General features: G+C 57.6%; 23 protein-coding genes. 5 read left to right on the forward strand and 18 right to left on the reverse strand.

Annotated features, from left to right (window positions below):
• Positions 1-267: 267 nt before the first annotated feature.
• From PMI25_RS25780 to mtnA, 17 genes are all read right to left on the reverse strand, one after another.
• The gene (locus PMI25_RS25780; protein ID WP_007963642.1) at positions 268-1,284 is read right to left on the reverse strand and encodes an MraY family glycosyltransferase; all 1,017 of its coding nucleotides are present in this window, start codon (positions 1,282-1,284) and stop codon (positions 268-270) included.
• Positions 1,281-2,243, reverse strand: coding sequence for a UDP-glucose 4-epimerase family protein (locus tag PMI25_RS28370; RefSeq protein WP_007963638.1), 963 nt, complete (start codon positions 2,241-2,243; stop codon positions 1,281-1,283). The genes PMI25_RS25780 and PMI25_RS28370 overlap by 4 nt, the downstream gene beginning before the upstream one ends.
• On the reverse strand, positions 2,240-3,163 hold the full coding sequence (locus PMI25_RS25785) for a glycosyltransferase (RefSeq protein ID WP_007963636.1): 924 nt from the start codon (positions 3,161-3,163) through the stop codon (positions 2,240-2,242). The genes PMI25_RS28370 and PMI25_RS25785 overlap by 4 nt, the downstream gene beginning before the upstream one ends.
• A gap of 56 nt (positions 3,164-3,219) precedes the next feature.
• Positions 3,220-4,110, reverse strand: coding sequence for a glucose-1-phosphate thymidylyltransferase RfbA (gene rfbA / locus PMI25_RS25790; protein ID WP_007963634.1), 891 nt, complete (start codon positions 4,108-4,110; stop codon positions 3,220-3,222).
• Positions 4,107-5,000 carry a dTDP-4-dehydrorhamnose reductase gene (gene rfbD / locus PMI25_RS25795; RefSeq protein ID WP_007963632.1) on the reverse strand — a complete coding sequence of 298 codons (894 nt, stop codon included), beginning with the start codon at positions 4,998-5,000 and terminating at the stop codon, positions 4,107-4,109. Before rfbD ends, rfbA begins: the two co-directional genes overlap by 4 nt.
• Positions 4,997-6,073 carry a dTDP-glucose 4,6-dehydratase gene (rfbB, locus tag PMI25_RS25800; protein WP_177325745.1) on the reverse strand — a complete coding sequence of 359 codons (1,077 nt, stop codon included), beginning with the start codon at positions 6,071-6,073 and terminating at the stop codon, positions 4,997-4,999. The genes rfbD and rfbB overlap by 4 nt, the downstream gene beginning before the upstream one ends.
• A 225-nt stretch (positions 6,074-6,298) precedes the next feature.
• Positions 6,299-6,538 (reverse strand): LapA family protein, encoded by a 240-nt coding sequence (locus tag PMI25_RS25805; protein ID WP_007963628.1) that lies wholly within the window; start codon positions 6,536-6,538, stop codon positions 6,299-6,301.
• 27 nt (positions 6,539-6,565) lie between these two features.
• Positions 6,566-6,862 (reverse strand): integration host factor subunit beta, encoded by a 297-nt coding sequence (gene ihfB / locus PMI25_RS25810; RefSeq protein ID WP_003189779.1) that lies wholly within the window; start codon positions 6,860-6,862, stop codon positions 6,566-6,568.
• A 152-nt stretch (positions 6,863-7,014) separates the two neighbouring features.
• The gene (locus tag PMI25_RS25815) at positions 7,015-7,293 is read right to left on the reverse strand and encodes a hypothetical protein (protein WP_007963627.1); all 279 of its coding nucleotides are present in this window, start codon (positions 7,291-7,293) and stop codon (positions 7,015-7,017) included.
• Between the two features lie 213 nt (positions 7,294-7,506).
• Entirely contained in the window at positions 7,507-9,192 is a 1,686-nt protein-coding gene (gene rpsA, locus PMI25_RS25820) for a 30S ribosomal protein S1 (RefSeq protein ID WP_007963626.1), read from the reverse strand.
• Between the two features lie 119 nt (positions 9,193-9,311).
• Positions 9,312-10,001 (reverse strand): (d)CMP kinase, encoded by a 690-nt coding sequence (cmk, locus tag PMI25_RS25825; RefSeq protein ID WP_007963625.1) that lies wholly within the window; start codon positions 9,999-10,001, stop codon positions 9,312-9,314.
• Positions 9,998-12,205, reverse strand: coding sequence for a bifunctional prephenate dehydrogenase/3-phosphoshikimate 1-carboxyvinyltransferase (locus PMI25_RS25830; RefSeq protein WP_007963624.1), 2,208 nt, complete (start codon positions 12,203-12,205; stop codon positions 9,998-10,000). The genes cmk and PMI25_RS25830 overlap by 4 nt, the downstream gene beginning before the upstream one ends.
• 28 nt (positions 12,206-12,233) lie before the next feature.
• Positions 12,234-13,346, reverse strand: a complete 1,113-nt coding sequence (gene hisC, locus PMI25_RS25835) for a histidinol-phosphate transaminase (RefSeq protein WP_007963623.1) — start codon at positions 13,344-13,346, stop codon at positions 12,234-12,236.
• A gap of 13 nt (positions 13,347-13,359) precedes the next feature.
• Positions 13,360-14,454, reverse strand: coding sequence for a prephenate dehydratase (gene pheA / locus PMI25_RS25840; RefSeq protein WP_007963622.1), 1,095 nt, complete (start codon positions 14,452-14,454; stop codon positions 13,360-13,362).
• Positions 14,454-15,539, reverse strand: a complete 1,086-nt coding sequence (gene serC, locus PMI25_RS25845) for a 3-phosphoserine/phosphohydroxythreonine transaminase (protein ID WP_007963620.1) — start codon at positions 15,537-15,539, stop codon at positions 14,454-14,456. Before serC ends, pheA begins: the two co-directional genes overlap by 1 nt.
• A gap of 223 nt (positions 15,540-15,762) precedes the next feature.
• Positions 15,763-18,417, reverse strand: coding sequence for a DNA gyrase subunit A (gyrA, locus tag PMI25_RS25850; protein ID WP_007963619.1), 2,655 nt, complete (start codon positions 18,415-18,417; stop codon positions 15,763-15,765).
• Between the two features lie 424 nt (positions 18,418-18,841).
• Positions 18,842-19,918 (reverse strand): S-methyl-5-thioribose-1-phosphate isomerase, encoded by a 1,077-nt coding sequence (gene mtnA, locus PMI25_RS25855; RefSeq protein ID WP_007963618.1) that lies wholly within the window; start codon positions 19,916-19,918, stop codon positions 18,842-18,844.
• 108 nt (positions 19,919-20,026) lie between these two features.
• On the opposite strand from mtnA, the gene PMI25_RS25860 reads away from it, so the two are divergent.
• From PMI25_RS25860 to PMI25_RS25880, 5 genes are all read left to right on the forward strand, one after another.
• Complete coding sequence (locus tag PMI25_RS25860) at positions 20,027-21,361, forward strand: TRZ/ATZ family hydrolase (RefSeq protein WP_007963617.1); 1,335 nt, start codon at positions 20,027-20,029, stop codon at positions 21,359-21,361.
• Between the two features lie 57 nt (positions 21,362-21,418).
• A complete protein-coding gene (gene ubiG / locus PMI25_RS25865; protein ID WP_007963616.1) occupies positions 21,419-22,117 on the forward strand; it encodes a bifunctional 2-polyprenyl-6-hydroxyphenol methylase/3-demethylubiquinol 3-O-methyltransferase UbiG in 699 nt (232 codons plus the stop codon).
• Between the two features lie 4 nt (positions 22,118-22,121).
• The gene (gene mupP, locus PMI25_RS25870; RefSeq protein WP_003226921.1) at positions 22,122-22,793 is read left to right on the forward strand and encodes an N-acetylmuramic acid 6-phosphate phosphatase MupP; all 672 of its coding nucleotides are present in this window, start codon (positions 22,122-22,124) and stop codon (positions 22,791-22,793) included.
• Between the two features lie 179 nt (positions 22,794-22,972).
• Positions 22,973-23,713: a YciK family oxidoreductase gene (locus PMI25_RS25875; RefSeq protein ID WP_003226924.1), complete on the forward strand. Its 741-nt coding sequence runs from the start codon at positions 22,973-22,975 to the stop codon at positions 23,711-23,713.
• Positions 23,714-24,075: 362 nt separating this feature from the next.
• On the forward strand, positions 24,076-25,002 hold the full coding sequence (locus PMI25_RS25880; protein ID WP_007963615.1) for a GGDEF domain-containing protein: 927 nt from the start codon (positions 24,076-24,078) through the stop codon (positions 25,000-25,002).
• 135 nt (positions 25,003-25,137) lie between these two features.
• Here PMI25_RS25880 and PMI25_RS25885 read toward each other — a convergent pair whose 3' ends face one another.
• Positions 25,138-25,899 carry a TenA family transcriptional regulator gene (locus PMI25_RS25885; RefSeq protein ID WP_443200895.1) on the reverse strand — a complete coding sequence of 254 codons (762 nt, stop codon included), beginning with the start codon at positions 25,897-25,899 and terminating at the stop codon, positions 25,138-25,140.
• Positions 25,900-25,970: the final 71 nt, after the last annotated feature.

The following is a 25,970-nucleotide window of genomic DNA, read 5'->3' on the forward strand; positions in this document are numbered from 1 at the left end:
AGGTGCAAAACGTTTTTCGGGGGGAACATGTTCGATACCTTCGGGGCTTTTGTCAAAAAACGGAGACCACTGTCAGAAATCATTGGCTCTGACGTCAGCAGCTGGGGGATCCTGAAATCGAAGGAAATACGAATATCAGGGTGTCTGATCTTATCAAACCCACGCCTGGATCTCAAAATATCACCGCTGGACCGTGATTCTTAGAAACGTTCTGGCCAACGTTAGCCCTCACGGCAGACAATCCTCGAAAGTCATGAAAGCAACCCCCTATTGGGGTGAAGCCGCTCCCGCCTCAAACCTCCAGGCAAGAACAGCGATGGGAAAATAGGCCAGCAAAATTCCTGCCACACCTTCCAAGACGTTAACGGCGACCAGCACAGCAATGGGTAGGAGCCAAAGTATGTTAATTGCGAATACAGCCAACGTAACAAACCGATGGCTCCTAAAGTACCTTGAAGCATTTTGATAAGCGTGGCTGCAGTGAGCCTGATAAATTTTCTCGCCTCGGGCAACTCGGCGCAAAAGCGTAAATGTGGCGTCTACCACAAAGACGCCAAGCAATATCAACCAACACCATAGAAAACGCGGTGAATGCCAAGCTGAAACAAGAGAGAGTCCACCTATCGCAATACCAAGAAACCCGCTACCTGCGTCCCCCATGAATATTTTCGCAGGAGGAAAGTTCCAAAAGAGAAAGCCCATGACCGCTGCAGCCAATAACAAAGGCGCACCGATAAGCTCTGGCATTCCCGCCACGTAGTAAATGACACACATCCCTAAACAAGCACAAATAGCCTCTATACTTGCTAGACCATCAATACCATCCATAAAATTGTATAGATTGAGAACCCAAACCAGATACATCGCGCCCAATGCCGGTCCAGCCCACCCCATATCTAATACTTGGGAAAAAAATAAAACAGGTGCCAACCCATTCAACCAGAACAAAAGCCAGGCTGCAGCGATAAAGTGCCCCAGAAGTCGCCATCTAGCAGCGATATGTCCATGATCATCAGCAAAGCCTAAAATGGCGACAAGCAAGCCTGCACCACCAACTGCTGCCGCCTCCGACAGCGTTAAAGAGTCAAACCCGACAAGTATCGGAAGCACTGTAATGAAAGAGATTACAATTGCAACGCCCCCGCCTCTCGGGGTAGGCACAGTGTGGGAACTTCGCTCATTCGGGACATCCATTATGCTTGCATTGAGTGCGTAATGGCGCAAAGCCCACGTCAAAGCGAGGGAGGTGCAAAGAACAACTATTAATAGCCAACAGAAAATCATACTTTCCGATTACCCTGAAAGTGAAGCGCACTGCGGCGAAACGCTAGATCCCTTGTAATCGGAGGAAACCAACCCAACAAACTGCATGTTTCGCTGATATCAACTTGCAGCGAACTACAAAGGCGTTGAATCACGGCCCTGCGCCCTGTCAGAAAACCTGCCAATTTCAACAGTGTTACCGGAACAGGAAGCAAGCGACTTTTTTTCCCTAAAGCTTTCGCCATTAATTCAAGCAACTGCGATGTGGATATATCTGCACCATCACTGACCATCAATACACGCCCTTTAGCGGAAGGGTGACTGATACAGGTGACAATCAAATCCACCAGATTTTCAATAAATACCAGGCTTCGCTGGTTATGAATAGCACCTAGCGGAAGAGGAACCTCTCTGTCCAGCCAGTTCATCATATCTAGAAAATTTGCCTTGACGCCTGGCCCATAGACCAGCGGAGGTCGAATAACGACCAACTCCATACCTGTTTCTAAACTTATTTCTCTTAGCCCCTCTTCTGCTTCGAATTTCGATAACCCATAAGGATCTTTCGGCACTGAGCTTAGGGCTGACGTGAATGGACGACCTGGAGGAGTACTCTCACCATTAACTTTAATTGAACTTATATATATAAAACGCTTTACGCCCGAACTGGCGGCATTTCGCGCCAGATTCAACGTACTGTTGACATTGATTTTCCGGAATTCCGCCAGTGCATCCGGTGCAGTTTCGTCCATAACATGAACCCTGGCAGCACAGTGAACGATTGCGTGAACGCCATCAAGAGCAAACCCGATATCAGGTGAATTCATATCCCAGTAAACAGTTTTACACAGCCCACTGATTTTTGACTGGGAACGCACGGCAGCTAGTGGCGTAAATGCTTTATCAACAAGTAGCCTGAAAACTACCGCCTCACCTACGAATCCGGTTGCCCCCGTAACCAAGACCAACGGCTGATTCATCTTTTCTTCGTCCCTGACAGTGCTGCAACCCAGCATAAAATAAAGAAAAGCGCTTTATCGCGTTTACGTCGCCGACACTGGCATGAACTCAATGACAGAAATATTAACTCTCTGCGGCTAAAGCCAATCCACTGACGAACAAATCGTTCCTCAATCAGATCCAACAACTCTACAATTATTCGAACCTGCTTGAACCACCAACCGTCCCGCACTGTTTTGTAACGTGCGACTAATGTCTTGAATCCGGTATTCGCACCGACTTGATTACGGTCATGTTGCCTGTATTGCATAGTGGACACGGGATCAATCACCCACTTGAACCCACGACTACGAGCAAACGCATAACAGTACCAATCGTGCAGATCAACACACTGTAGCGCAGACCAATTAGTAAGGAGTGAAGCTTTAAGAGCGTCTGCCAGTCTGCGCCCTAACACATAGGTGCAGCCCGGCCCTGCTGCCTCGAACAAGTAGTCCCATTCGACCTGGGGTTGGGCCTTATCCAACAAGCGAGCATTTCCGCCTGCCCAAAACGCAGTAACGTTGCTCGAATATGCGTCAAACTGATGATCAATCAGCGTGCGGGTCGCCCGAACAAGCTTTTCTTCATGCCAAATATCATCTTGATCGGCAAAGGCAACAAAGTCGTGCCGGGAAAAATCGACGTCCCGTATCAAACGAAAAAAATTACGCGAGGCCCCACCAAACTTGCCTTGCGGCGGCAGAACAACCACATTGGAGTGGCGTGCTGCATAGGCAGCACACCAAGCCTCAGTGCCATCGGTGGACGTATCGACACTGATGTAGATCGATACATCGGTCATGGATTGGGCTTGAATCGAATCAAGTTGTTGCTCGATCCAAAGCATACCGTTATAGGCAGCCAGCAAAACTGCAACGCTTTGATTTTCTACTGGCATGCGAATCCTGCATAGACGGTGCTGGATTTACTAATCCAGAGTGTGCTTCGCTCTATTTACAGCGAGCCATGATCCAATAGTTTTTGTAGATATTGGCCGTACCCGGTTTTTTTCAAGCGCTCTGCCTGAGACCCAAGTTGCTCAGCATTAATCCACCCATTGGTATAGGCAATCTCTTCAAGACACGCAATCTTGAATCCTTGACGATGTTCAATGGTGTGCACAAAGTGGCTGGCTTCGAGCAAAGAATCATGAGTCCCAGTATCGAGCCATGCAAAACCACGCCCAAGCATTTGAACACTAAGCGCTTTTTGCTCAAGATAAACTCGGTTGACATCAGTAATTTCCAACTCGCCTCGTTCCGACGGCTTGATGCTTTTGGCGATATCAACAACCTGATTGTCATAGAAGTACAAGCCAGTTACTGCATAGCTGGATTTTGGCTGATCAGGCTTCTCTTCAATACTCAAGGCACGGCCAGAATCATCAAACTCAACAACACCAAAGCGCTCAGGGTCAGAAACATGATAGCCAAAAACTGTGGCCCCACTTTCCTGATTACTGGCAGCGCGCAGATTGTCCGAGAAATGATGCCCGTGGAAAATATTGTCGCCAAGAATCAAACAGCAAGGATCTTTACCAATAAATTCCTCACCGATAATGAATGCCTGAGCCAAACCATCAGGACTTGGTTGTTCCGCATAGGTCAACTTTATGCCATACAGGCTGCCATCTCCCAGCAGCTTACGGAAACAAGGCAAATCCTCAGGTGTAGAAATAATGAGAATTTCCCGCATACCCGCAAGCATTAGCACCGACAGTGGGTAAAAGATCATTGGCTTGTCGTAGATAGGCAGCATTTGCTTGGATACGCCAAGGGTGAGCGGATGTAGGCGCGTACCCGAACCGCCAGCGAGAATGATACCTTTACGATTTGTAGTGATCATTTATTTAAAACTTCCATAAGCATTCGGGTCACACCACCTTGCCAATCCGGCAAGTGCAGAGAGAAATTGTCGCGGATTTTTTGAGTATTCAAACGCGAATTCAATGGCCGGCTAGCGGGGGTCGGATAGGCCGTCGTTTCAATCGGACTGACCATCTTGACTGCCAGTTCCTCACCAACCGCTCGCGCGAAGTCAATGACGTGAACCGCATAACCGTGCCAAGAAACCTCACCACCGGCGGCCAAGTGATACAAGCCACCCAGTTCAGGCGCCTGCTGCACTTTCTGGATAGCCAAGACAGTAACATCAGCAATGAGATCTGCACCTGTAGGTGCGCCGATTTGATCAGCGATGACATTGAGGCTTTCGCGGTCTTTCGCCAGACGCAACATCGTTTTGGCGAAGTTGTTACCGCGCGCACCATATACCCAACTGGTACGGAAGATCAGGTGCTTGCAACCGGACTCCAGAATCCCCTGCTCACCCGCAAGCTTGCTGGCTCCGTAATGATTTACCGGAGCCACGCCGTCTGTCTCCTGCCAAGGATCCACACCGAGACCGCTGAATACGTAATCGGTTGAATAGTGAACCAGCCAAGCATTCAGAAGCGCTGCTTCTTCTGCCATCACACGGGTCGCCTCACCATTGACCCGATCAGCCAGCTCCTTGTCCGACTCGGCCTTATCTACTGCGGTGTACGCCGCGGCATTCACAATCACATCGGGCTTGATCTGACGAATAGTCGAGCGCAGTGCGTCGAGGTTTGCCAAATCACCGCACAATTCACCAACCGCATTACGATCCAGTGCAATCAAATCACCAAGGGGGGCGAGAGCGCGTTGAAGCTCCCAGCCAACCTGGCCATTTTTGCCGAGCAACAAGATTTTCATTTTTTCACCGAACGGTCGCTATAGTTGGCGTCAATCCACTGCTGGTAGCTGCCGCTTTTCACGTGCTCCACCCATTCGGTATTAGTCAGATACCACTCGACAGTTTTACGAATTCCCGACTCGAACGTTTCTTGCGGAGTCCAGCCCAACTCTTTCTGGATCTTGCTGGCATCGATTGCATAACGCTGATCGTGGCCCGGGCGATCCTGGACGTAAGTGATCAGGCTCGCATGCGGTCGATGGGCCGAATCAGGGCGCAACTCATCAAGCAAAGCACAAAGTGTGTGAACCACCTCGATGTTCTGCTTTTCGTTGTGTCCGCCAATGTTGTAAGTCTCGCCGATCACACCTTCAGTGACGACTTTATACAATGCACGAGCGTGATCTTCGACATACAACCAGTCGCGAACCTGGTTGCCTTTGCCGTAAACCGGCAGCGGCTTGCCCTCCAGCGCATTGAGAATGATCAACGGAATCAATTTCTCGGGGAAGTGGCAAGGGCCATAGTTGTTCGAGCAATTTGTAACCAGCGTCGGCAGACCATAAGTACGAGCCCATGCGCGAACCAAATGATCGGAGCTGGCCTTGCTGGCCGAATAAGGCGAACTTGGCTGATAAGGAGTAGTCTCGGTAAAGAGATCTTCTGGCCCTTCAAGATCACCGTAAACTTCGTCGGTCGAAATATGGTGAAAACGGAAGTTGGCTTTACGCACATCATCCAGTGCAGCCCAATACTGGCGCGCAGCTTCCAGCAGTGTGTAAGTTCCGATGATGTTGGTCTGGATAAATTCCGATGGGCCGGTAATCGAGCGATCGACGTGGGACTCCGCAGCCAAGTGCATGATGGCATCGGGTTGGTGCTCACGCAGAACACGGTCAATCTGGTCACGATCACATATGTCGACACGCTCAAACACGTAGCGAGGATCACCGCTAACTTCTGCCAGCGACTCAAGATTACCGGCATACGTCAGTTTATCGACGTTGATTACTGCGTCGCTGGTATTGGAAATGATGTGACGGATGACTGCCGAGCCGATGAACCCGGCGCCGCCGGTAACTAGAATTTTCACGCGAAACCATACCCTTGAGCTGCGGACAGTGACACCAACGAGCACTGTCTAATCCATGAATGCAGAAGCCATCAAACCGGAGGCTTCCGTCAGAGTCAGTCTAAATCGATGTGGGAATATGCCACTATCGAACAAGGGTAACATTTTACAGCTTAATGAATCTTTTACTAATGGATATGGACAGGCGACGAACCAAATTTGAATGATAGCCAGTGGCCGACGACCTCAGACCAGACGTTTGCGCGCCGCTCTGGACGAACGCCCCAGAAACCACCCCAGAATCGGACCAATCAGCATACCAACGAGCAGTGCGATGACCACCACCAATGACACTGGAAGCTGCGGCCCGGTCAACCCCAGAAACATCAACGAAATTGACTGCTGATTCTCAAGCACAAACGCCAGAATCACCAATACCAGCAGCAATATGAAAACACCTAGAAGTATGCGTTTGAGGTTACGCACGAGCAACTCCTTGCAGGGCAGCGACTGTCAAACCCCCTCCTCCTCTTCCTCGTTCACCCGATCACGCAATTCCTTGCCCGGCTTGAAATGCGGAACAAACTTGCCGTCAAGGCTGACAGACTGACCGGTCTTCGGATTGCGACCGACGCGCGGCGCACGGTAGTGCAGAGAGAAGCTGCCAAACCCACGGATCTCGATGCGATCGCCGGTAGCCAGGCACTGGGACATTTGTTCAAGCATGGTCTTGATGGCCAGCTCCACATCTTTGGATGAGAGTAGCCCTTGATGGGTGACAATTCGTTCGATCAACTCCGACTTCGTCATATTTTTCCCTTCTTTTTCAAGCAGCTAGATCAGCGCTTGAAAGGTTTTAGCACGCCCGGAAGATTTTGAACAGCCCAGGGATTGACATATCTTCCTTGGTGCCGAAACGCCTGTTTTCAGTGCACAAAAGCACAAACCGAAGCCGCGCACATTCAACGACACATGACCAGCATGGTTCGAGTGACGTAGCCTGCGGGATTGAAGCCAAACGGATATTCATCTTCATCCCTGGCCTGGTCAGATCGGGTGATTACCCTGTAACCCGCCCCCTTACACTCCTTCGCCGCGCGTCTTTGGCACTTCTCCCACCCCGAACCCAGACCAGAGCAGTCGATCTCGATGCCGCTGACGCCGCGCACGGCATGCGTTTTGGCACTTGTGGTACATCCAGCCAAAACCAACACTGCAATCAACACAATAAATCTGTTCATCCACTTCCTTATGCCAGGCAACGCCCGACTACCGCATGAGTAATACCCAGCTTAGTCGCGAATAGGCGATTGATCCGATTAAAGAAACAGACAACTCGCTGAAGAGATTGGTTTCACCACAGCCCCGACATACGCAAACCGTGGCACACCTCATCAAATCGCAGGCACAAAAAAGGGCGACCGAAGTCGCCCTTTTTCATGATCAAGCAGAACTTAGTTCTGTTTGGCCATTGCTTGACGCAGCAGTGCCGCCATAGTGGTGTCAGCTGCTTCACCTTCCGGAGCTGCTTTCAGGCTCTGGATGGCTTCTTTCTCTTCAGCATCGTCTTTCGACTTGATCGAGAGCTGGATTACGCGGCTCTTGCGATCAACGCTGATGATCTTGGCTTCAACTTCCTGGCCTTCTTTCAGAACGTTGCGCGCGTCTTCAACGCGGTCACGGCTGATTTCGGAGGCTTTCAGGGTCGCTTCGATGTCGTCAGCCAGAACGATGATGGCGCCTTTGGCGTCAACTTCTTTCACGGTGCCAGTAACGATAGCGCCTTTGTCGTTAACCGAGACGTACTCGGAGAACGGATCGCTTTCCAGTTGCTTGATGCCCAGGGAGATGCGCTCGCGCTCTGGGTCAACCGACAGGATGACGGTGTCCAGTTCGTCGCCCTTCTTGAAACGACGTACGGCTTCTTCGCCCACTTCGTTCCAGGAGATGTCGGACAGGTGAACCAGACCGTCGATGCCGCCGTCCAGACCAATGAAGATACCGAAATCGGTGATCGACTTGATGGTGCCGGAGATCTTGTCGCCCTTGTTGAACTGGCCAGAGAAGTCTTCCCATGGGTTCGACTTGCACTGCTTGATGCCCAGGGAGATACGACGACGCTCTTCGTCGATGTCCAGAACCATGACTTCCACTTCGTCGCCGACTTGTACGACTTTCGAAGGGTGGATGTTCTTGTTGGTCCAGTCCATTTCCGAAACGTGTACCAGACCTTCAACGCCTTCTTCCAGCTCAGCGAAGCAGCCGTAGTCGGTCAGGTTGGTTACACGAGCGGTAACGCGAGTGCTTTCTGGGTAACGGGCTTTGATAGCAACCCATGGATCTTCGCCCAGTTGCTTCAGGCCCAGGGAAACACGGTTACGCTCGCGATCGTATTTCAGAACCTTGACGTCGATTTCGTCACCAACGTTGACGATCTCGGAAGGATGCTTGATGCGCTTCCAGGCCATGTCGGTGATGTGCAGCAGGCCGTCCACGCCACCCAGATCGACGAATGCGCCGTAATCGGTGAGGTTTTTGACGATACCTTTGACTTGCTGGCCTTCCTGCAGGGATTCCAGCAGAGCTTCACGCTCGGCGGAGTTCTCGGCTTCCAGGACGCTGCGACGGGAAACGACAACGTTGTTGCGCTTCTGGTCCAGCTTGATGACCTTGAATTCCAGCTCTTTGCCTTCCAGGTGCGTGGTGTCGCGCACTGGACGGACGTCAACCAGGGAACCTGGCAGGAACGCACGGATGCCGTTAACGTCGACAGTGAAGCCGCCTTTAACCTTACCGTTGATAACGCCCTTGACCACTTCCTCGGCTGCGAAGGCTGCTTCCAGAACGATCCAGCATTCAGCGCGCTTGGCTTTTTCACGGGACAGCTTGGTTTCACCGAAACCGTCTTCAACCGAATCCAGAGCTACGTGAACTTCGTCACCGACATTGATAGTCAGGTCACCAGCATCGTTGTAGAACTGTTCCAGCGGGATGAGTGCTTCAGACTTCAGGCCAGCGTGAACGGTTACCCAGCGAGCCTGGTAATCGATATCAACGATAACACCGGTGATGATGGAGCCTGCCTGAAGGTTCAGGGTCTTTAGGCTTTCTTCAAAGAGTTCCGCAAAGCTTTCGCTCATTTTAATTCCTGTAGATGAGGGCGAAGAATACGCCCATCTCCACACCCCAGACGGTGTGGGTTAGTTTCATTTAAAAGAAGCGCTGCAGGACTATGACTGGTCCCCTGCGGCCTTCTTGGTCACCCGGCGATATCGCGAATGGCGATCTCGCTCATGATGCGTTCAAGCACCTGATCGATGGACAACTCCGTGGAATCCAGCTGTATCGCATCAGCCGCCGGCTTGAGCGGGGCTACTGCGCGCTGGGTATCACGCTCGTCGCGTGCACGGATCTCATCTAGCAGACTCGACAGACTAACATCCTCGCCTTTGCCCTTCAACTGCAAATATCGGCGACGCGCCCGCTCCTCGGCACTGGCAGTCAGAAAAATCTTCAACGGCGCATCGGGAAACACCACTGTGCCCATGTCGCGACCATCAGCCACCAGACCCGGCGCTTCCTGGAAGGCGCGCTGACGCTGCAGCAGCGCCTCGCGCACTGCCGGCAGCGCAGCCACCTGGGACGCGCCCGCACCGACACTTTCGGTACGGATCACATCGCTGACTTCATCGCCCTCAAGAATGATGCGCTGCAGCTGACCTTCGGTCGCCGCAATGAACTGCACATCCAGATGAGCGGCCAGTTTCTTCAGCAGCTCTTCATTGGTCAGGTCGACACCATGGTTGTGCGCAGCGAACGCCAGCAGGCGATACAGCGCACCGGAATCCAGCAGATTCCAGCCCAGACGCTTGGCCAGAATCCCGGCAACCGTGCCTTTGCCCGAACCGCTTGGCCCATCGATGGTGATGACCGGTGCAATGTTTTTCACGACTGAGCCTCTTGAGCCACACGAATGCCGACCTGCGCGCACAGCGCGAGGAAGTTCGGGAACGACGTCGCGACGTTGGCGCAATCATGAATGCGGATCGGCGCAGTGGCACGCAGCGAAGCGACACTGAACGCCATGGCGATACGGTGATCACCGTGACCATGCACTTCCCCGCCACCGATCTGGCCGCCATCAATGATGATGCCGTCCGGAGTCGGCTGGCACTTGACGCCCAGCGCCAGCAAGCCGTCCGCCATGACTTGAATACGATCCGATTCCTTGACGCGCAGCTCTTCGGCGCCGGTCAGCACGGTACGACCCTCGGCACAGGCCGCCGCCACGAACAGCACCGGGAACTCGTCGATGGCCAGTGGCACCAGCGCCTCCGGAATCTCGATACCTTTCAGTTTAGCTGCCCGCACGCGCAAGTCGGCTACGGGTTCGCCACCGACTTCACGCTGGTTTTCCAGAGTGATATCGGCGCCCATCAGGCGCAGGATGTCGATGACACCGGTACGGGTCGGGTTGATGCCCACGTGCTCCAGCACCAGCTCCGAACCTTCAGCGATCGAGGCCGCCACCAGGAAGAACGCCGACGACGAGATGTCGCCCGGTACTTCAATGTGGGTCGCGGTCAGCTTGCCGCCGGATTCGACCGACGCGGTAGCGCCATCGACGCTCACCGAGTAGCCGAAACCACGCAGCATGCGTTCGGTGTGGTCACGGGTCGGCGCCGGCTCGGTCACGGTGGTCTTGCCTTCCGCGTACAGACCCGCCAGCAGCAGGCAGGACTTCACCTGAGCACTGGCCATCGGCATGGTGTAGGTCAGACCCTTGAGCTTGTGCCCGCCACGAATGGTCATCGGCGGACGACCTTCGGCAGCCGTTTCGATCACGGCGCCCATTTCACGAAGCGGATTGGCCACGCGATTCATCGGACGCTTGGACAGCGACGCATCGCCGGTCAGGGTGCTGTCGAAGTTCTGCGCCGCCAGCAGGCCGGACAGCAGACGCATCGAAGTGCCGGAGTTGCCCAGATAGATCGGGCCGGGCGCCGGCTTCAAGCCATGCAGACCGACACCATGAATGGTCACACGACCGTGGTGCGGGCCTTCGATGACCACGCCCATGTCGCGAAATGCCTGCAAGGTCGCCAGGGCATCTTCGCCCTCCAGGAAACCTTCAACCTCGGTCACGCCTTCGGCCAGCGAGCCGAGCATGATCGAACGGTGGGAAATCGATTTGTCACCTGGTACGCGAATCCGACCGGACAGGCGGCCACCAGGTTGAGCCAGGAAAATCAGATCGTTGGAATTCATAGCGTCCACATAGGCCCTGCGGGCCAGGATTTTACTGAAATGCTCGCGGGCAACCCGGGCGCGCGTGAAGACGCCCAACAATTGGTGCCCATCCCCTGCATCGACCGCGTCGCGCAAGGCGTCGAGGTCGCTGCGAAATGTATCGAGTGTGCGCAGGACAGCCTCGCGATTGGCGAGGAAGATGTCGTGCCACATCACCGGGTCACTTCCGGCGATTCTTGTGAAATCGCGGAAACCGCCCGCAGCGTAACGGAAGATCTCAAGGTTTTCATTGCGTTTGGCCAACGAGTCGACCAGACCAAAGGCCAGCAGGTGCGGCAGATGACTGGTCGCGGCCAACACTTCATCGTGGCGCTCGACCTGCATGTGCTCGACGTCAGCGCCCAGCTCGCGCCACAAGCGATCAACCACTGCCAGTGCGGCCGGGTCGGTTTGCTCCAGCGGCGTGAGGATCACCTTGTGCCGACGGAACAGCTCAGAGTTGGAAGCTTCCACCCCGCTCTGCTCGGACCCGGCAATCGGATGACCCGGCACGAAACGCGCCGGCATGCCGCCGAATGCCTCGGTCGCCGCGCGCACTACATTGCCTTTGGCGCTGCCGACATCGGTCAGGATCGCCTGGCCCAGATCGACGCTCGCCAGACGGGCAAGCACTTTCTCCATGGCCAGAATCGGCACCGCCAGTTGAATCACGTCAGCGCCCTGACAGGCAGCAATCAGGTCATCTTCGCAACGGTCCACCACACCCAACTCGACCGCCAGCTTGCGCGATTGCGGGTCGAGATCGACCCCGACCACTTCGCGGCAGAGACCGCTTTCGCGCAAACCCTTGGCAAACGAACCACCGATCAAGCCCAGACCGACCACCACAAGGCGACCGATCATAGGTGCAGCAGATTGCAGAGCAGTGACATCACCCACGAGCCAGAACCTTGCGCAGCGCTTCGAGGAAGCGGCTGTTTTCCGCCGGCAGACCGATGGTCACCCGCAGGTGGTTCGGCATGCCGTAATTGGCCACCGGACGCACGATTACGCCCTCACGCAGCAGCCCCTGGAAAATCGGCGCAGCAACCTGACCGAGATCGACGCAGATGAAGTTGCCCTTGGACTCGATCCAGCTCAGACCCAACTCACAGAACCCTGCCTGCAACTGCTGCATGCCGGATTCGTTGAGCTGACGGCTTTGCGCCAGATACTCCTCGTCTTTCAGCGCCGCACAGGCCGCGGCCAGCGCCAGGCTGTTGACATTGAATGGCTGGCGCACACGGTTCAGCACGTCCGCCACCACCGCAGTGGACAGGCCATAACCGACGCGCAGCGCTGCCAGGCCATAGGCCTTGGAGAACGTGCGCGATACCAGCAGATTCGGGTACGCCGCGAGGAAATCCAGACCATCCGGCAGATCACTGCCTTCGGCGTATTCGATGTACGCCTCGTCCAGCACCACCAGCACGTGCTCCGGCACGTCCTGCAGGAACTCGTCCAGCGCTTCGGCGCCGAACCAGGTACCGGTCGGGTTGTTCGGATTGGCGATGAATACCACGCGGGTATTGGCGTCGATGGCCGCGAGCATCGCAGGCAAGTCGTGGCCCCAGTCCTTGGCCGGAACCACTTTGGCCTGCGCACCGACCGCCTGGGTCGCGATCGGGTAGACAGCGAACGCGTGCTCACTGAACACTGCGTTCAGGCCCGGCGCCAGATAGGCGCGCGCCACCAGCTCGAGAATATCGTTGGAGCCGTTGCCCAGGGTCACCTGGTTCAGCTCGACGCGGCACTGTTCGGCCAGCAGCGATTTCAGCGCAAAGCCGTTGCCGTCCGGATAACGGGTCAGCTCGGCCAGCTCTTCGCGGATCGCCGCCAGCGCTTTCGGACTGGCACCCAGCGGATTTTCATTGCTCGCCAGTTTGACGATTTTCGCCGGATCCAGATCCAGCTCGCGCGCCAGTTCGTCCACAGGCTTGCCCGGAACGTACGGCGAAAGTTGTTGCACGCCCGGCTGTGCCAGAGCGAGGAAGTTGCCACTCATTTGCTACCGCCCCTTAGAGAACTGCTTTCGGGTAGGAACCCAGCACTTTGAGTGCTACTGCTTCCTGACTGATCTTTTCCAGCACACCCTTGATCAGCGGATCACGGTGGTGGCCGACGAAGTCGATGAAGAACACGTAGGTCCATTTGCCGCTGCGCGACGGACGGGTTTCGATCCGGGTCAGGTCAATCCCGTTGTCATGAAACGGCACCAGCAGCTCGTGGAGCGCGCCGGGTTTGTTGCTCATCGAGACGATGATCGAAGTCTTGTCGTCGCCGGTCGGCGGCACTTCCTGGTTACCGATCATCAGGAAGCGCGTCGAGTTGTCCGGTCGGTCTTCAATCTTCTCGGCCAGGCGCGTCAGGCCATACAGACCTGCAGCCATGTCGCCGGCAATCGCCGCCGAATTCCACTCACCCTTGACCCGCTTCGCCGCTTCGGCGTTGCTCGCCACCGCCACGCGCTCGACATTCGGATAGTGCGCGTCCAGCCACTTGCGGCACTGGGCCAGCGACTGCGCGTGGGAGTAGATGCGGCTGATGCTGTCGGTCTTGGTATTTTCCCCAACCAGCAAGTGATGGTGGATGCGCAACTCGACTTCGCCGCAGATCACCATGTCGTGTTCGAGGAAGCTGTCGAGGGTGTGGTTGACCGCGCCTTCGGTGGAGTTCTCCACCGGCACCACGCCAAAGTTCACCGCACCCGCCGCGACTTCACGGAACACTTCGTCGATCGCCGCCATCGGCTTGCTGATCACCGCGTGGCCGAAGTGTTTCATGGCCGCCGCCTGGGTGAAGGTGCCTTCAGGGCCGAGGTAAGCCACTTTCAGTGGCTGCTCGAGCGCCAGGCACGAGGACATGATTTCGCGGAACAACCGCGCCATCTCTTCGTTGCCCAATGGCCCCTGATTGCGCTCCATCACGCGCTTGAGCACCTGAGCTTCACGCTCGGGACGATAGAACACCGGCACTTCGCCTTCGGCCAGCGAGGCCATCTTTACTCGCGCAACTTCCTGGGCGCAGCGGGCACGTTCGCTGATCAGCTCGAGGACTTTACTGTCCAGAGCGTCGATGCGAATGCGCAGTGCCTTGAGTTCTTGCTCGGACATCAGCCGTGTTCCTTCTCGAATTCAGCCATGTACGCCACCAGCGCGTTGACGGCGTTGATGTCGACGGCGTTGTAGATGGAGGCGCGCATGCCGCCCACGGAGCGGTGGCCCTTGAGGTTGAGCAGGCCGCGCGCATCGGCACCGGCGAGGAACGGCTTGTCCAGGCGATCATCAGCCAGACGGAACGGCACGTTCATCCACGAGCGGTCCGACTTGTTGATCGGGTTGCTGTAGAGACCGCTGGCGTCGATGAAGTCGTACAGCGTGCGCTGCTTGACGTCATTCAGCTTGGCGATCGCTTCGACGCCGCCCTGCTCTTTCAGCCACTGGAACACCAGACCGGACAAGTACCAGGCCAGGGTCGGCGGCGTGTTGTACATCGAGCCGTTGTCGGCCGCGACCTTGTAGTCGAGCATGGTCGGGCACAGCGACCGCGCTTTGCCCAGCAGGTCTTCGCGGATGATGTTGACGACGATGCCGCTCGGGCCGATGTTCTTCTGCGCGCCGGCGTAGATCATGCCGAACCGCGAGATATCGACCGGACGCGAGAGGATGTCCGAAGACATGTCGGCCACCAGCGGCACGTCGCCAGTTTCCGGGATCCACTGGAATTCCAGACCGCCGATGGTTTCGTTCGGCGCGTAGTGAACGTAAGCGGCGTCTTTCGACAGGCTCCACTCGTTCTGGCCCGGGATGGCGAAGTAGTCGTAAGGCTTGGCGGTGGCGGCGACTTTGACGTGGCCGTAGCGCGAGGCTTCTTCGATGGCTTTCTGCGACCAGATACCGGTGTCGATGTAGTCGGCAGAGCCGTTTTCCGGCAACAGGTTCAGCGGGATCTGCGCGAATTGCTGGCTGGCGCCACCTTGCAGAAACAGCACTTTATAGTTCGACGGGATATTCAGCAGGTCACGCAGATCCTGCTCGGCCTGGGTGGCGATGGACACGAACTCATCACTGCGATGGCTCATTTCCATGACCGACAGACCCTTGCCATGCCAATCAAGGAGTTCACCCTGGGCACGTTGCAGGACAGCTTCAGGAAGCGCCGCAGGACCGGCACAGAAGTTATAGGCTCGCTTGCTCACATCCAATCTCGCTCTGATTTGGTGGTATCACATATCAGTCGGCGCCAATCTTGTGTGGGAGCGAGCTCGCTCGCGAAGGCGGACTGACATTCAACAACAATGTCGCCTGATACTCCGCTTTCGCGAGCAAGCTCGCTCCCACATGGCTCGTCATGGGCGCCGATATTTCATTCCGGACAAATAACAAGGGGGCGAATTTTCATCCGCCCCCTCGCTTGTCCGCTTATTCCTGCGGCTCTTCGTCAGCTGCGGCGTCGAGTTGCTGGTCCTCGGCAACGTCGTCGATCACGACATCCCCCTCGAACTCGGCACCCTCTTCACCTTCAAGCTCTTCGCCTTCGACTTCCGACGGCTCCTGAACCCGCTCCAGACCGACCAGGGTTTCATCCTTGGCCAGTTTGATCAGGGTCACGCCCTGCGTGTTACGACCCAGGCTCGACACTTCGTCGACCCGCGTGCGCACCAGCGTGCCCTGATCGGAAATCAGCATGATTTCTTCGCCGTCGAGCACCTGAACCGCACCGACCAGACGACCGTTACGCTCGTTGCTGACCATGGCGATCACGCCCTGGCCGCCGCGCTTGTACTCAGGGAACTCGGTGATCGCGGTGCGCTTGCCATAACCACGCTCGGAAGCGGTGAGGATCTGGCTGCCTTCTTCCGGGATCAGCATCGAAATCAGCTTCTGCCCTTCCGGCAGACGCATGCCGCGCACACCACGTGCGGTACGACCCATGGCACGCACGTCGGACTCTTTGAAGCGCGTGACTTTGCCGCCGTCGGAGAACAGCATCACTTCGCGCTCGCCATCGGTGATGGCCGCAGAGATCAGCACGTCGCCTTCGTCCAGCTCCAGCGCGATCAGACCGACGCTGCGCTGACGGCTGAAGGATTCCAGCGGGGTCTTCTTGACGGTGCCGTTGGCGGTCGCCATGAAGATGTAGTGACCTTCGGTGTATTCCTCGACCGGCAGCATGGTGGTGATGTATTCACCGTCATCCAGCGGCAGCAGGTTGACCAGCGGGCGACCACGGGCGGCACGGGACGCTTCCGGAATTTCGTAAGTCTTCAGCCAGTACACCTTGCCTTTGCTGGAGAACAGCAGCAGCGTGGTGTGGCTGTTGGCCACCAGCAGGTGAGCGATGTAGTCCTCATCCTTGACGCCGGTCGCCGATTTGCCTTTGCCGCCACGGCGCTGAGCCTGGTAAGCAGCCAGTGGCTGAGTCTTGGCGTAGCCACCGTGGGAGATGGTCACAACGCGCTCTTCTTCCGGGATCATGTCACCCAGGGTCAGATCGAGACGCGCATCGAGAATCTCGGTGCGACGTACGTCGCCGTATTCGGCACGGATCACTTCCAGCTCTTCGCGGATCACTTCCATCAGGCGCACGGCGCTGTTGAGGATGCGGATCAGCTCGCCGATCTGGTTGAGGATCTCCTGATACTCGGCCAGCAGCTTCTCATGCTCCAGACCGGTCAGACGGTGCAGGCGCAGCTCGAGAATGGCTTGCGCCTGTTCTGGCGACAGGAAGTATTTGCCTTCGCGCAGACCGTATTGCGGATCGAGGTTTTCCGGACGGCACGAGTCGGCACCGGCGCGTTCCACCATCGCCACCACCGCCGAGGATTCCCAAGGGGTGCTGACCAGCGCTTCTTTCGCTTCCGACGGGGTCGGCGAAGCCTTGATCAGGGCGATCACCGGATCGATGTTCGACAGGGCAACGGCCTGGCCTTCAAGGATGTGACCACGCTCGCGAGCCTTGCGCAGCTCGAACACGGTACGACGGGTAACCACTTCGCGACGGTGACGAACGAAGGCTTCCAGCAGATCCTTGAGGTTGAGGATGCGCGGACGGCCGTCGATCAGCGCGACGATGTTGATGCCGAATACCGATTGCAGCTGGGTCTGGGCGTAGAGATTGTTGAGGATCACCTCAGGCACTTCGCCGCGACGCAGTTCGATCACGACGCGCATACCGTCCTTGTCGGACTCGTCGCGCAGCTCGGTGATGCCTTCGAGCTTCTTCTCTTTGACCAGCTCGGCGATCTTCTCGATCAGACGCGCCTTGTTCAGCTGATACGGGAGTTCGGTGATGACGATCTGCTGACGGCCACCGACCTTGTCGATGTCTTCGATGATCGAGCGCGCACGCATGTAAATGCGGCCGCGACCGGTGCGGTAGGCTTCGATGATGCCGGCACGACCGTTGATGATCGCAGCCGTCGGAAAGTCCGGACCGGGGATGTATTGCATCAGCTCATCGACGGTCAGCTCGGGGTTGTCGATGAGGGCCAGGCAACCGTCGATGACTTCACCGAGGTTGTGCGGCGGAATGTTGGTCGCCATGCCCACGGCGATACCGCTGGAACCGTTGACCAGCAGGTTCGGGATGCGCGTCGGCATCACCGCCGGGATCATTTCGGTGCCATCGTAGTTCGGCACCCAGTCCACGGTTTCCTTGTGCAGGTCGGCCAGCAGCTCGTGCGCCAGCTTGGTCATGCGCACTTCGGTGTATCGCATGGCCGCGGCGTTGTCGCCGTCCACCGAACCGAAGTTGCCCTGACCGTCTACCAGCAGGTAGCGCAGGGAGAAAGGCTGGGCCATGCGGACAATGGTGTCGTACACCGCGGTATCACCGTGCGGGTGGTACTTACCGATCACGTCACCGACAACACGGGCAGATTTCTTGTACGGCTTGTTGAAGTCGTTGCCCAGCTCGCTCATCGCGAACAGTACGCGACGGTGCACGGGCTTGAGGCCATCGCGCGCATCCGGCAGTGCACGGCCGACGATTACGCTCATCGCGTAGTCGAGGTAGGACTGTTTCAGCTCGTCTTCGATATTGACCGGGAGGATTTCTTTGGCCAGTTCGCCCATGAGAAGCCTGATTCCTTTTTCTGGTGAAACTTCGTCATATCCATATGGGATGTACGAAGCTCGTCGGGGCAGGCTGAGTGCCGTGCGCCGACTTACGACAAATCAACAAGTCGGACCGTGATTTGCGCAGTAAAGACAGCTCCGTGAAGCTGCCTCGGAAAACGCCGGATGTTATCACAAGAGCCGCCACGCACCTATCCCCCAGATGCGCATGGAGCATAGTTAGTTGACCGGTGACAGGCGTAAAGGGGACGAGAGAGGCTCAGAGCTTCTTTGAATGCAGATTTTGGGGCTGATTTGTGGATGTTTATTGACTTTTAGGGCCCCTTCGCGAGCAAGCTCGCTCCCACAATGTTCTGTGGCATTCACAAAACCTGTGGGAGCGAGCTTGCTCGCGAAGAGGACAACGCAGACATCAAGCCAATCAATGCAGGCGTTTGCGGCACATCAACTGGGCCATTTTCGCCGTATCCGGGCGCTCGACGATGCCTTTTTCAGTGACGATCGCATCGATCAGATCCGCCGGCGTCACATCAAACACCGGGTTGAACGCCTCGACGTCCGCCCCCACGCGCTTGCCACCGACTTCCAGCAGTTCGGCGCCGTCACGTTCCTCGATCGGGATGTCGTCGCCGCTCGCGAGAGTCATGTCGATGGTCGAACTCGGCGCCACCACCATGAAACGCACGCCGTGGTGCATGGCGTTGACCGCCAGTTGATAGGTGCCGATCTTGTTCGCCACGTCGCCATTGGCGGTGATGCGGTCAGCACCGACGATCACCCAGGTCACGCCTTTGGTCTTCATGATGTGCGCAGCGGCCGAGTCGGCATTCAGCGTCACCGGAATGCCTTCGTTCGCCAGCTCCCAGGCCGTCAGGCGCGAACCCTGCAGCCATGGCCGGGTTTCATCGGCATACACCCGCTCGACCATGCCTTCCAGATACGCCGCACGAATCACCCCCAGCGCGGTACCGAAACCGCCGGTGGCGAGGGCGCCAGTGTTGCAGTGAGTGAGAATCGCCTGGGCGTTGCCCTGATGTTTGCGGATCAGATCGACGCCGAGCTGAGCCATGGTCAGGTTGGCTTCGCGATCGCTTTCATGAATGGCAATGGCTTCAGCTTCCAGCGCCGCCAGCGGATCGGCGTTTTCTTTCAGCCGATCCAGACGGTCGTGCATGCGATTCAGCGCCCAGAACAGATTGACCGCCGTCGGGCGGGAATCCGCCAGCAGGGCGAAATCTTCTTCCAGCGCCGCATACCAGTCGCCGCCTTCAGTCACCCGGGCGCGGGCCGCCAGCACGATGCCATAGGCCGCACTGATGCCGATGGCCGGTGCGCCACGCACCACCATCGAACGAATCGCCTCAGCCACGCCGGCGGCGCTGGTATAGGCAATCCAGGTTTCCTCGAACGGCAAAATACGCTGATCCAGCAGGTGGAGCGCGCCATCTCGCCAATCGATGGCCTTTACTTTCTCCGCAGCCAACAGTCGATCGCGCATCCCTCACCCCGCACTCATGAACAAAAGCCGCCGATTATAGCGATCCCCCCGCGAAGACGCTCGGGTATACTTCGCCATCCTTTACAAAAGCACTGGAACCGACCCTCGATGCCGAAACCTGCCATTGCGCTCGACTTATTATTGCTGCCGACCTGGCTGGTACCCGTCGAACCTGCAGGCGTTGTGCTCAAGGAGCATGGCCTGGGCATTCGCGACGGTCGCATCGTGTTTATCGGCCCGCGCGCCGAAGCATTGAAGTGTAACGCCACGGAAGTCCGCGAATTGCCGGACGTGCTGCTCGCCCCGGGCCTGATCAACGCTCACGGGCATGCGGCGATGACCCTGTTCCGTGGCCTGGCCGACGATCTGCCGCTGATGACCTGGCTGGAAAACCACATCTGGCCGGCCGAAGCCAAATGGGTCGATGAAGAGTTTGTCCGTGATGGCACTGACTTGGCGATTGCCGAGCAGATCAAGGGTGGCATCAGCTGTTTCTCGGACATGTACTTCTTCCCGAAGGTCGCCAGTGAGCGCGTGCACAACAGTGGCATTCGCGCGCAGATCGCGATTCCGATCCTCGATTTCCCGATCCCCGGCGCCAGCAGCGCCGATGAGGCCATTCGTCAGGGCGTCGAGCTGTTCGGCGATCTGAAGCATCACGAACGAATCAAGATCACCTTCGGCCCTCATGCACCCTACACCGTGGGCGACGAGAACCTGGAAAAAATCCGCGTGATCGCCGAAGAGCTGGACGCGTCGATCCATATGCACGTCCACGAGACCGCCTTCGAAGTCCAGCAATCGCTGGAGCATCGCGGCGAGCGACCACTGGCCCGCCTCGGTCGCCTCGGCCTGCTCGGCCCGCGCTTCCAGGCGGTGCACATGACCCAGATCAGCGATGACGATCTGGCATTGCTGGTAGAAAGCAACACCAGCGTGATCCACTGCCCGGAATCGAACCTGAAGCTGGCCAGCGGTTTCTGCCCGGTGGAGCGCCTGTGGCAGGCTGGCGTGAACGTTGCCGTCGGCACCGATGGCGCAGCGAGCAACAACGACCTCGACCTGCTCGGCGAAACCCGTACCGCCGCGCTGCTGGCCAAAGCCGTCGCCGGCTCGGCCACCGCGCTGGACGCCCATCGTGCGCTGCGCATGGCCACTCTCAACGGCGCACGGGCCTTGGGCATTGAGGCACAGGTCGGTTCGCTGGAGATTGGCAAGGCCGCGGACATTGTCGCGTTCGACCTGTCCGGCCTGGCCCAGCAACCGGTCTATGACCCGGTGTCGCAGCTTATCTATGCCACCGGCCGCGACTGCGTGAAACACCTGTGGGTCGCCGGCAAACAGTTACTCGACGACCGGCGCCTGACCCGCCTGGACGAACAACAGCTGGGCGCCACCGCCCGGGCCTGGGGCCAACGCATCAGCGGCCACACCGAATCGTAAACACCGCGGAGCAGATTCCGCGGCTACAACCCTTTTCAAGTTTTTCGAGGAATAGATATGAGCAACGTCGACCACGCCGAAATCGCCAAATTCGAAGCCCTGGCCCATCGCTGGTGGGACCGTGAAAGCGAGTTCAAACCGCTGCACGACATCAACCCGCTGCGGGTGAACTGGATTGACGAGCGGGTCAATCTTGCCGGCAAGAAAGTTCTCGACGTCGGTTGCGGCGGCGGCATCCTCAGCGAAGCCATGGCCCAGCGCGGCGCCACGGTAACGGGCATCGACATGGGCGAAGCGCCGCTGGCGGTTGCGCAACTGCATCAGCTGGAATCCGGGGTCAACGTCGAATACCGGCAGATCACCGCCGAGGCCCTGGCTGAAGAAATGCCCGAGCAGTTCGACGTCGTAACCTGCCTGGAAATGCTTGAGCACGTACCGGACCCGTCATCGGTGATCCGTGCCTGCTACCGCATGGTCAAGCCGGGCGGCCAGGTGTTCTTCTCGACCATCAACCGCAACCCGAAGGCATACCTGTTCGCCATCATCGGCGCCGAATACATCATGAAGCTGCTGCCGCGCGGCACCCACGATTTCAAGAAATTCATCCGCCCGTCCGAGCTGGGCGCCTGGAGCCGCATTGCCGGCCTGACCGTCAAGGACATCATCGGCCTGACCTACAACCCGCTGACCAAGCACTACAAGCTGGCCAACGACGTTGACGTCAACTACATGATCCAGACCCTGCGCGAGGAGTAAGCCGATGGCCATCAGAGCAGTCCTTTTCGACATGGACGGCACCCTGCTCGACACCGCGCCGGACTTCATCGCCATTTGTCAGGCGATGCGCGCGGATCGTGGCTTGCCGCCGATGAACGACAAGCACATCCGCGACGAGATCTCCGGCGGCGCCAAAGCGATGGTCGCTGTGACGTTCTCGATGGACCCGGAATCGCCGGGTTTCGAGGAGCTGCGTCAGGAATTCCTCGAGCGTTATCTGGCTGGATGCGCGGTGCACAGCAAGCTGTTCGACGGCATGGGCGAGCTGCTGGCCGACATCGAGCGGGCCAACCTGATCTGGGGCGTGGTCACCAACAAACCGGTGCGGTTTGCCGAGCCGATCATGCAGCAACTGGGGCTGGCCGAGCGCTCGGCGCTGCTGATCTGCCCGGATCACGTGAAAAACAGCAAGCCGGACCCGGAGCCGCTGATCCTCGCGTGCAAAATGCTTGATCTGGATCCGTCGACGGTTTTGTTTGTGGGCGATGATCTGCGCGATATCGAGTCGGGCCGCGATGCCGGCACCAAAACCTGCGCCGTGACCTATGGCTATATCCACCCGGACGATAACCCGCGGCACTGGGGCGCGGATGTGGTGGTGGATCATCCGCTGGAGTTGCGCAAGGTGCTCGATAGCGCGCTTTGCAGCTGCTGACCCGACACACCCCTGTGGCGAGGGAGCTTGCTCCCGCTGGGTCGCGCAGCGGCCCTTTTTTCCTGAGTGCGCATTTTCTCAGGCACACCGCACTGACTAGCGTTACGACTGCTTTGCAGCCGAGCGGGAGCAAGCTCCCTCGCCACAAAGTTCAGCATTCGCCTTATGGAGAGGTTTTTATGTTTGATTACACTGCCCGTCCCGAATTGCTCAAGGATCGGGTCATTCTGGTCACCGGTGCCGGTCGTGGCATCGGCGCGGCTGCGGCGAAAACCTACGCCGCCCATGGCGCCACCGTGCTGCTGCTGGGCAAGACCGAAGCCAATCTGACCCAGGTCTACGACGAGATCGAGGCCGCGGGCCATCCGCAACCGGCAGTGATCCCGTTCAACCTCGAGACCGCCCTGCCGCATCAGTACGATGAGCTGGCGGCGATGATCGAGACCGAGTTCGGCCACCTCGACGGCCTGCTGCACAACGCCTCGATCATTGGCCCGCGCACGCCGATCGAACAACTGTCGGGCGAAAACTTCATGCGCGTCATGCAGGTCAACGTCAATGCCATGTTCATGCTGACCAGCACCCTGCTGCCGCTGCTCAAGCTGTCACAGGATGCCTCGGTGGTGTTTACGTCCAGCAGCGTCGGGCGCAAGGGCCGCGCCTATTGGGGCGCCTACGGGGTGTCGAAGTTCGCCACCGAAGGCCTGATGCAAACGCTGGCCGACGAGGTCGATGGCGTGGCACCCGTGCGCTCCAACAGCATCAACCCGGGCGGCACGCGTACCAGCATGCGTGCACAGGCCTATCCGGGGGAAAACCCGTTGAACAATCCGACTCCGGAAGAGATCATGCCGGTGTACCTGTACCTGATGGGCCCGGACAGCACGGGCATCAATGGCCAGGCATTCAACGCGCAATAACTGCCATACGTCGCTTTTGTTGCCGTGGCGGATTACCGTCGCGGCACACAATTGCCGCTTCCCGCTGTCACACTTCAGTCAAATATCCGCCACCCGCCCTCAAAGCAAAAAGCCATCCTGTTGATTCATAAAGGTTTTAATAAACCTGAACTGAATGGCACGACTTTCGCTCTAATTTTCCTCAAAGCATGCCGTGTGAAGGCACTGGGGCAAGGCCGATTTCGATAGCTGACTAATCGTCATCAGGCAGACTAAACTTACGCCAAATGTCCTACGGGACTGATGGATCAGTATGACGCGCAGCCCATAGCCGCTCTCACCCAGCCTGTAAGACAGACTTACTGCTTAGGGGCTCACGCCATATGAAATCACCCTCCCAGACCAATGCAATTGACTTTGACAGTGCCAAATTGCAACGCCTGGGCTTTGGTCAGCTGCCTCCGCTGCTGGAACGCCCGGCCAGCCTGGGGCAATTGCGTCAGCAAATGAGCCTGCAACTGCAAACCAGTCTTGAGCCGCAACGAATCCTTGGTCTGTTTTTCCGCGAGGTTCAGCGCCTTGTGCCGCTGGATGCCTTGAGCTACGTGCATTCAGGCAGCGACCTGCGCCTGGAGTTCGGTGCCCGCGGTCACCATTCGGTCAGCTACAGCCTCAGCCACGAAGGCGAGCACCTGGGTGAACTGGTCTTCCGCCGCAATCAGCGCTTCAGCGAGCAGGATCAGGGCAACCTCGAATCGCTGCTGTCGTCTCTGTTATTCCCGATGCGCAACGCCCTGCTCTACCGCGCAGCGACGCAAAGTGCATTGCGCGACCCGTTGACCGGAACCGGCAACCGGATCGCCATGGAGCAGACCCTGCAACGCGAAATCGACATGTCCCGCCGGCACCTGCAACCGCTGTCGGTGCTGATGCTCGACATCGACCACTTCAAGCGAGTCAACGACAGCCACGGCCACAGCGCCGGGGATGACGTGCTCAAAGCCGTGGCGGCCTCGATCAAGGGCCAGCTGCGCAACGTCGACATGGTGTTTCGCTATGGCGGGGAAGAGTTTCTGATCTTGCTGTGCAACACCGGCCGGGAAGCGGCGGCGATGGTCGGCGAGCGTCTGCGCCATGCCGCGCAGGCAGCGGAATATTTCGCGGACGGGCAGTTGATCGACCTGACTGTGAGCCTTGGCTGCTCGACTCTGCTGCCGGGTGAATCCGCGGACAGTCTGCTGCGCCGGGCCGACAGTGCGCTGTACGTGGCCAAGCGCGAGGGGCGCAATCGGTTGGCGATGGCTGGCTGAATTCTTCCAGACACCCAAAAACCACTGTAGGAGTGAGCCTGCTCGCGATCCGGAGTGTCAGTCACCCTCTACATTGACTGACACACCGGATCGCGAGCAGGCTCACTCCTACATTTTTTACGGCGTTATTGGCTATCAGCTCTCTACGAGTGTCCGGCGTTCACGCCCGTGCAACGCACGCTCGGCGGTCTCCAGTTGCATGCAGCGCTCCAGGAACAGGTACATGTAGTCGTAGCTCTTGCACACCGCCTGGCGCAGTTCCGCCTGCAACGCCTTGCTCGGGTTCATGCCTGCCAGCGTGCAGATGATTTCCAGCGCTTCCCACGGATGGGCATCGTCGTATTGGGCATGCATCTTCAGCCACTTCATCGCGCGCTTGCGCTCTTCTTCCGGGAACGCCGCCGCGTACACGCCAGTTGAGCAGACCAGCGCCGACCACTCCCCGGTCGCCCCCTCGATAGCGTAGTTGGTCGCAGCGATGGCGACGATCAGCGAATCCGCCGAACTCGTGTGCCAGCACCAGTGACTCAGCGCATGCAGTTCCGGCGGTACTTGCTGGGCCTGCAGATCCTCCAGGCTGACGCCATGCGCGCGGCTCCAGTTCAGCCAGTAGTCGGCGTGATTGAGTTCGACGCGGATGTTGCGCATCAACCAGCGGCGCGCCATATCCTCCCCAGGATGGCGGGCGAACTTGGTCTTGGTCAGGTTCTGCGCCATATACAACGCAAACTGTTCAACCACTGGCCAGCCCCCGATCAGGTACTGACGCATGGTTTTGGCGCTGAGCTTGTTATCACGCATGCGCATATACAGTTCATGTTCGACAACCCGGCGCTTGCTCTCGCTGCAATCCGTTATGAGCTGTTGTGCCCAGGCAGGATAACTTGCAGCTTCCATGAGTGGTCCGGTTCGGTTGAATGTGTCGATCACTGTTCGGCTCCTTTTGATTTGTGATTGTAAGGATCGGC

This window comes from Pseudomonas sp. GM30 (genome assembly GCF_000282275.2).
In the GTDB taxonomy this organism is placed as follows: domain Bacteria; phylum Pseudomonadota; class Gammaproteobacteria; order Pseudomonadales; family Pseudomonadaceae; genus Aquipseudomonas.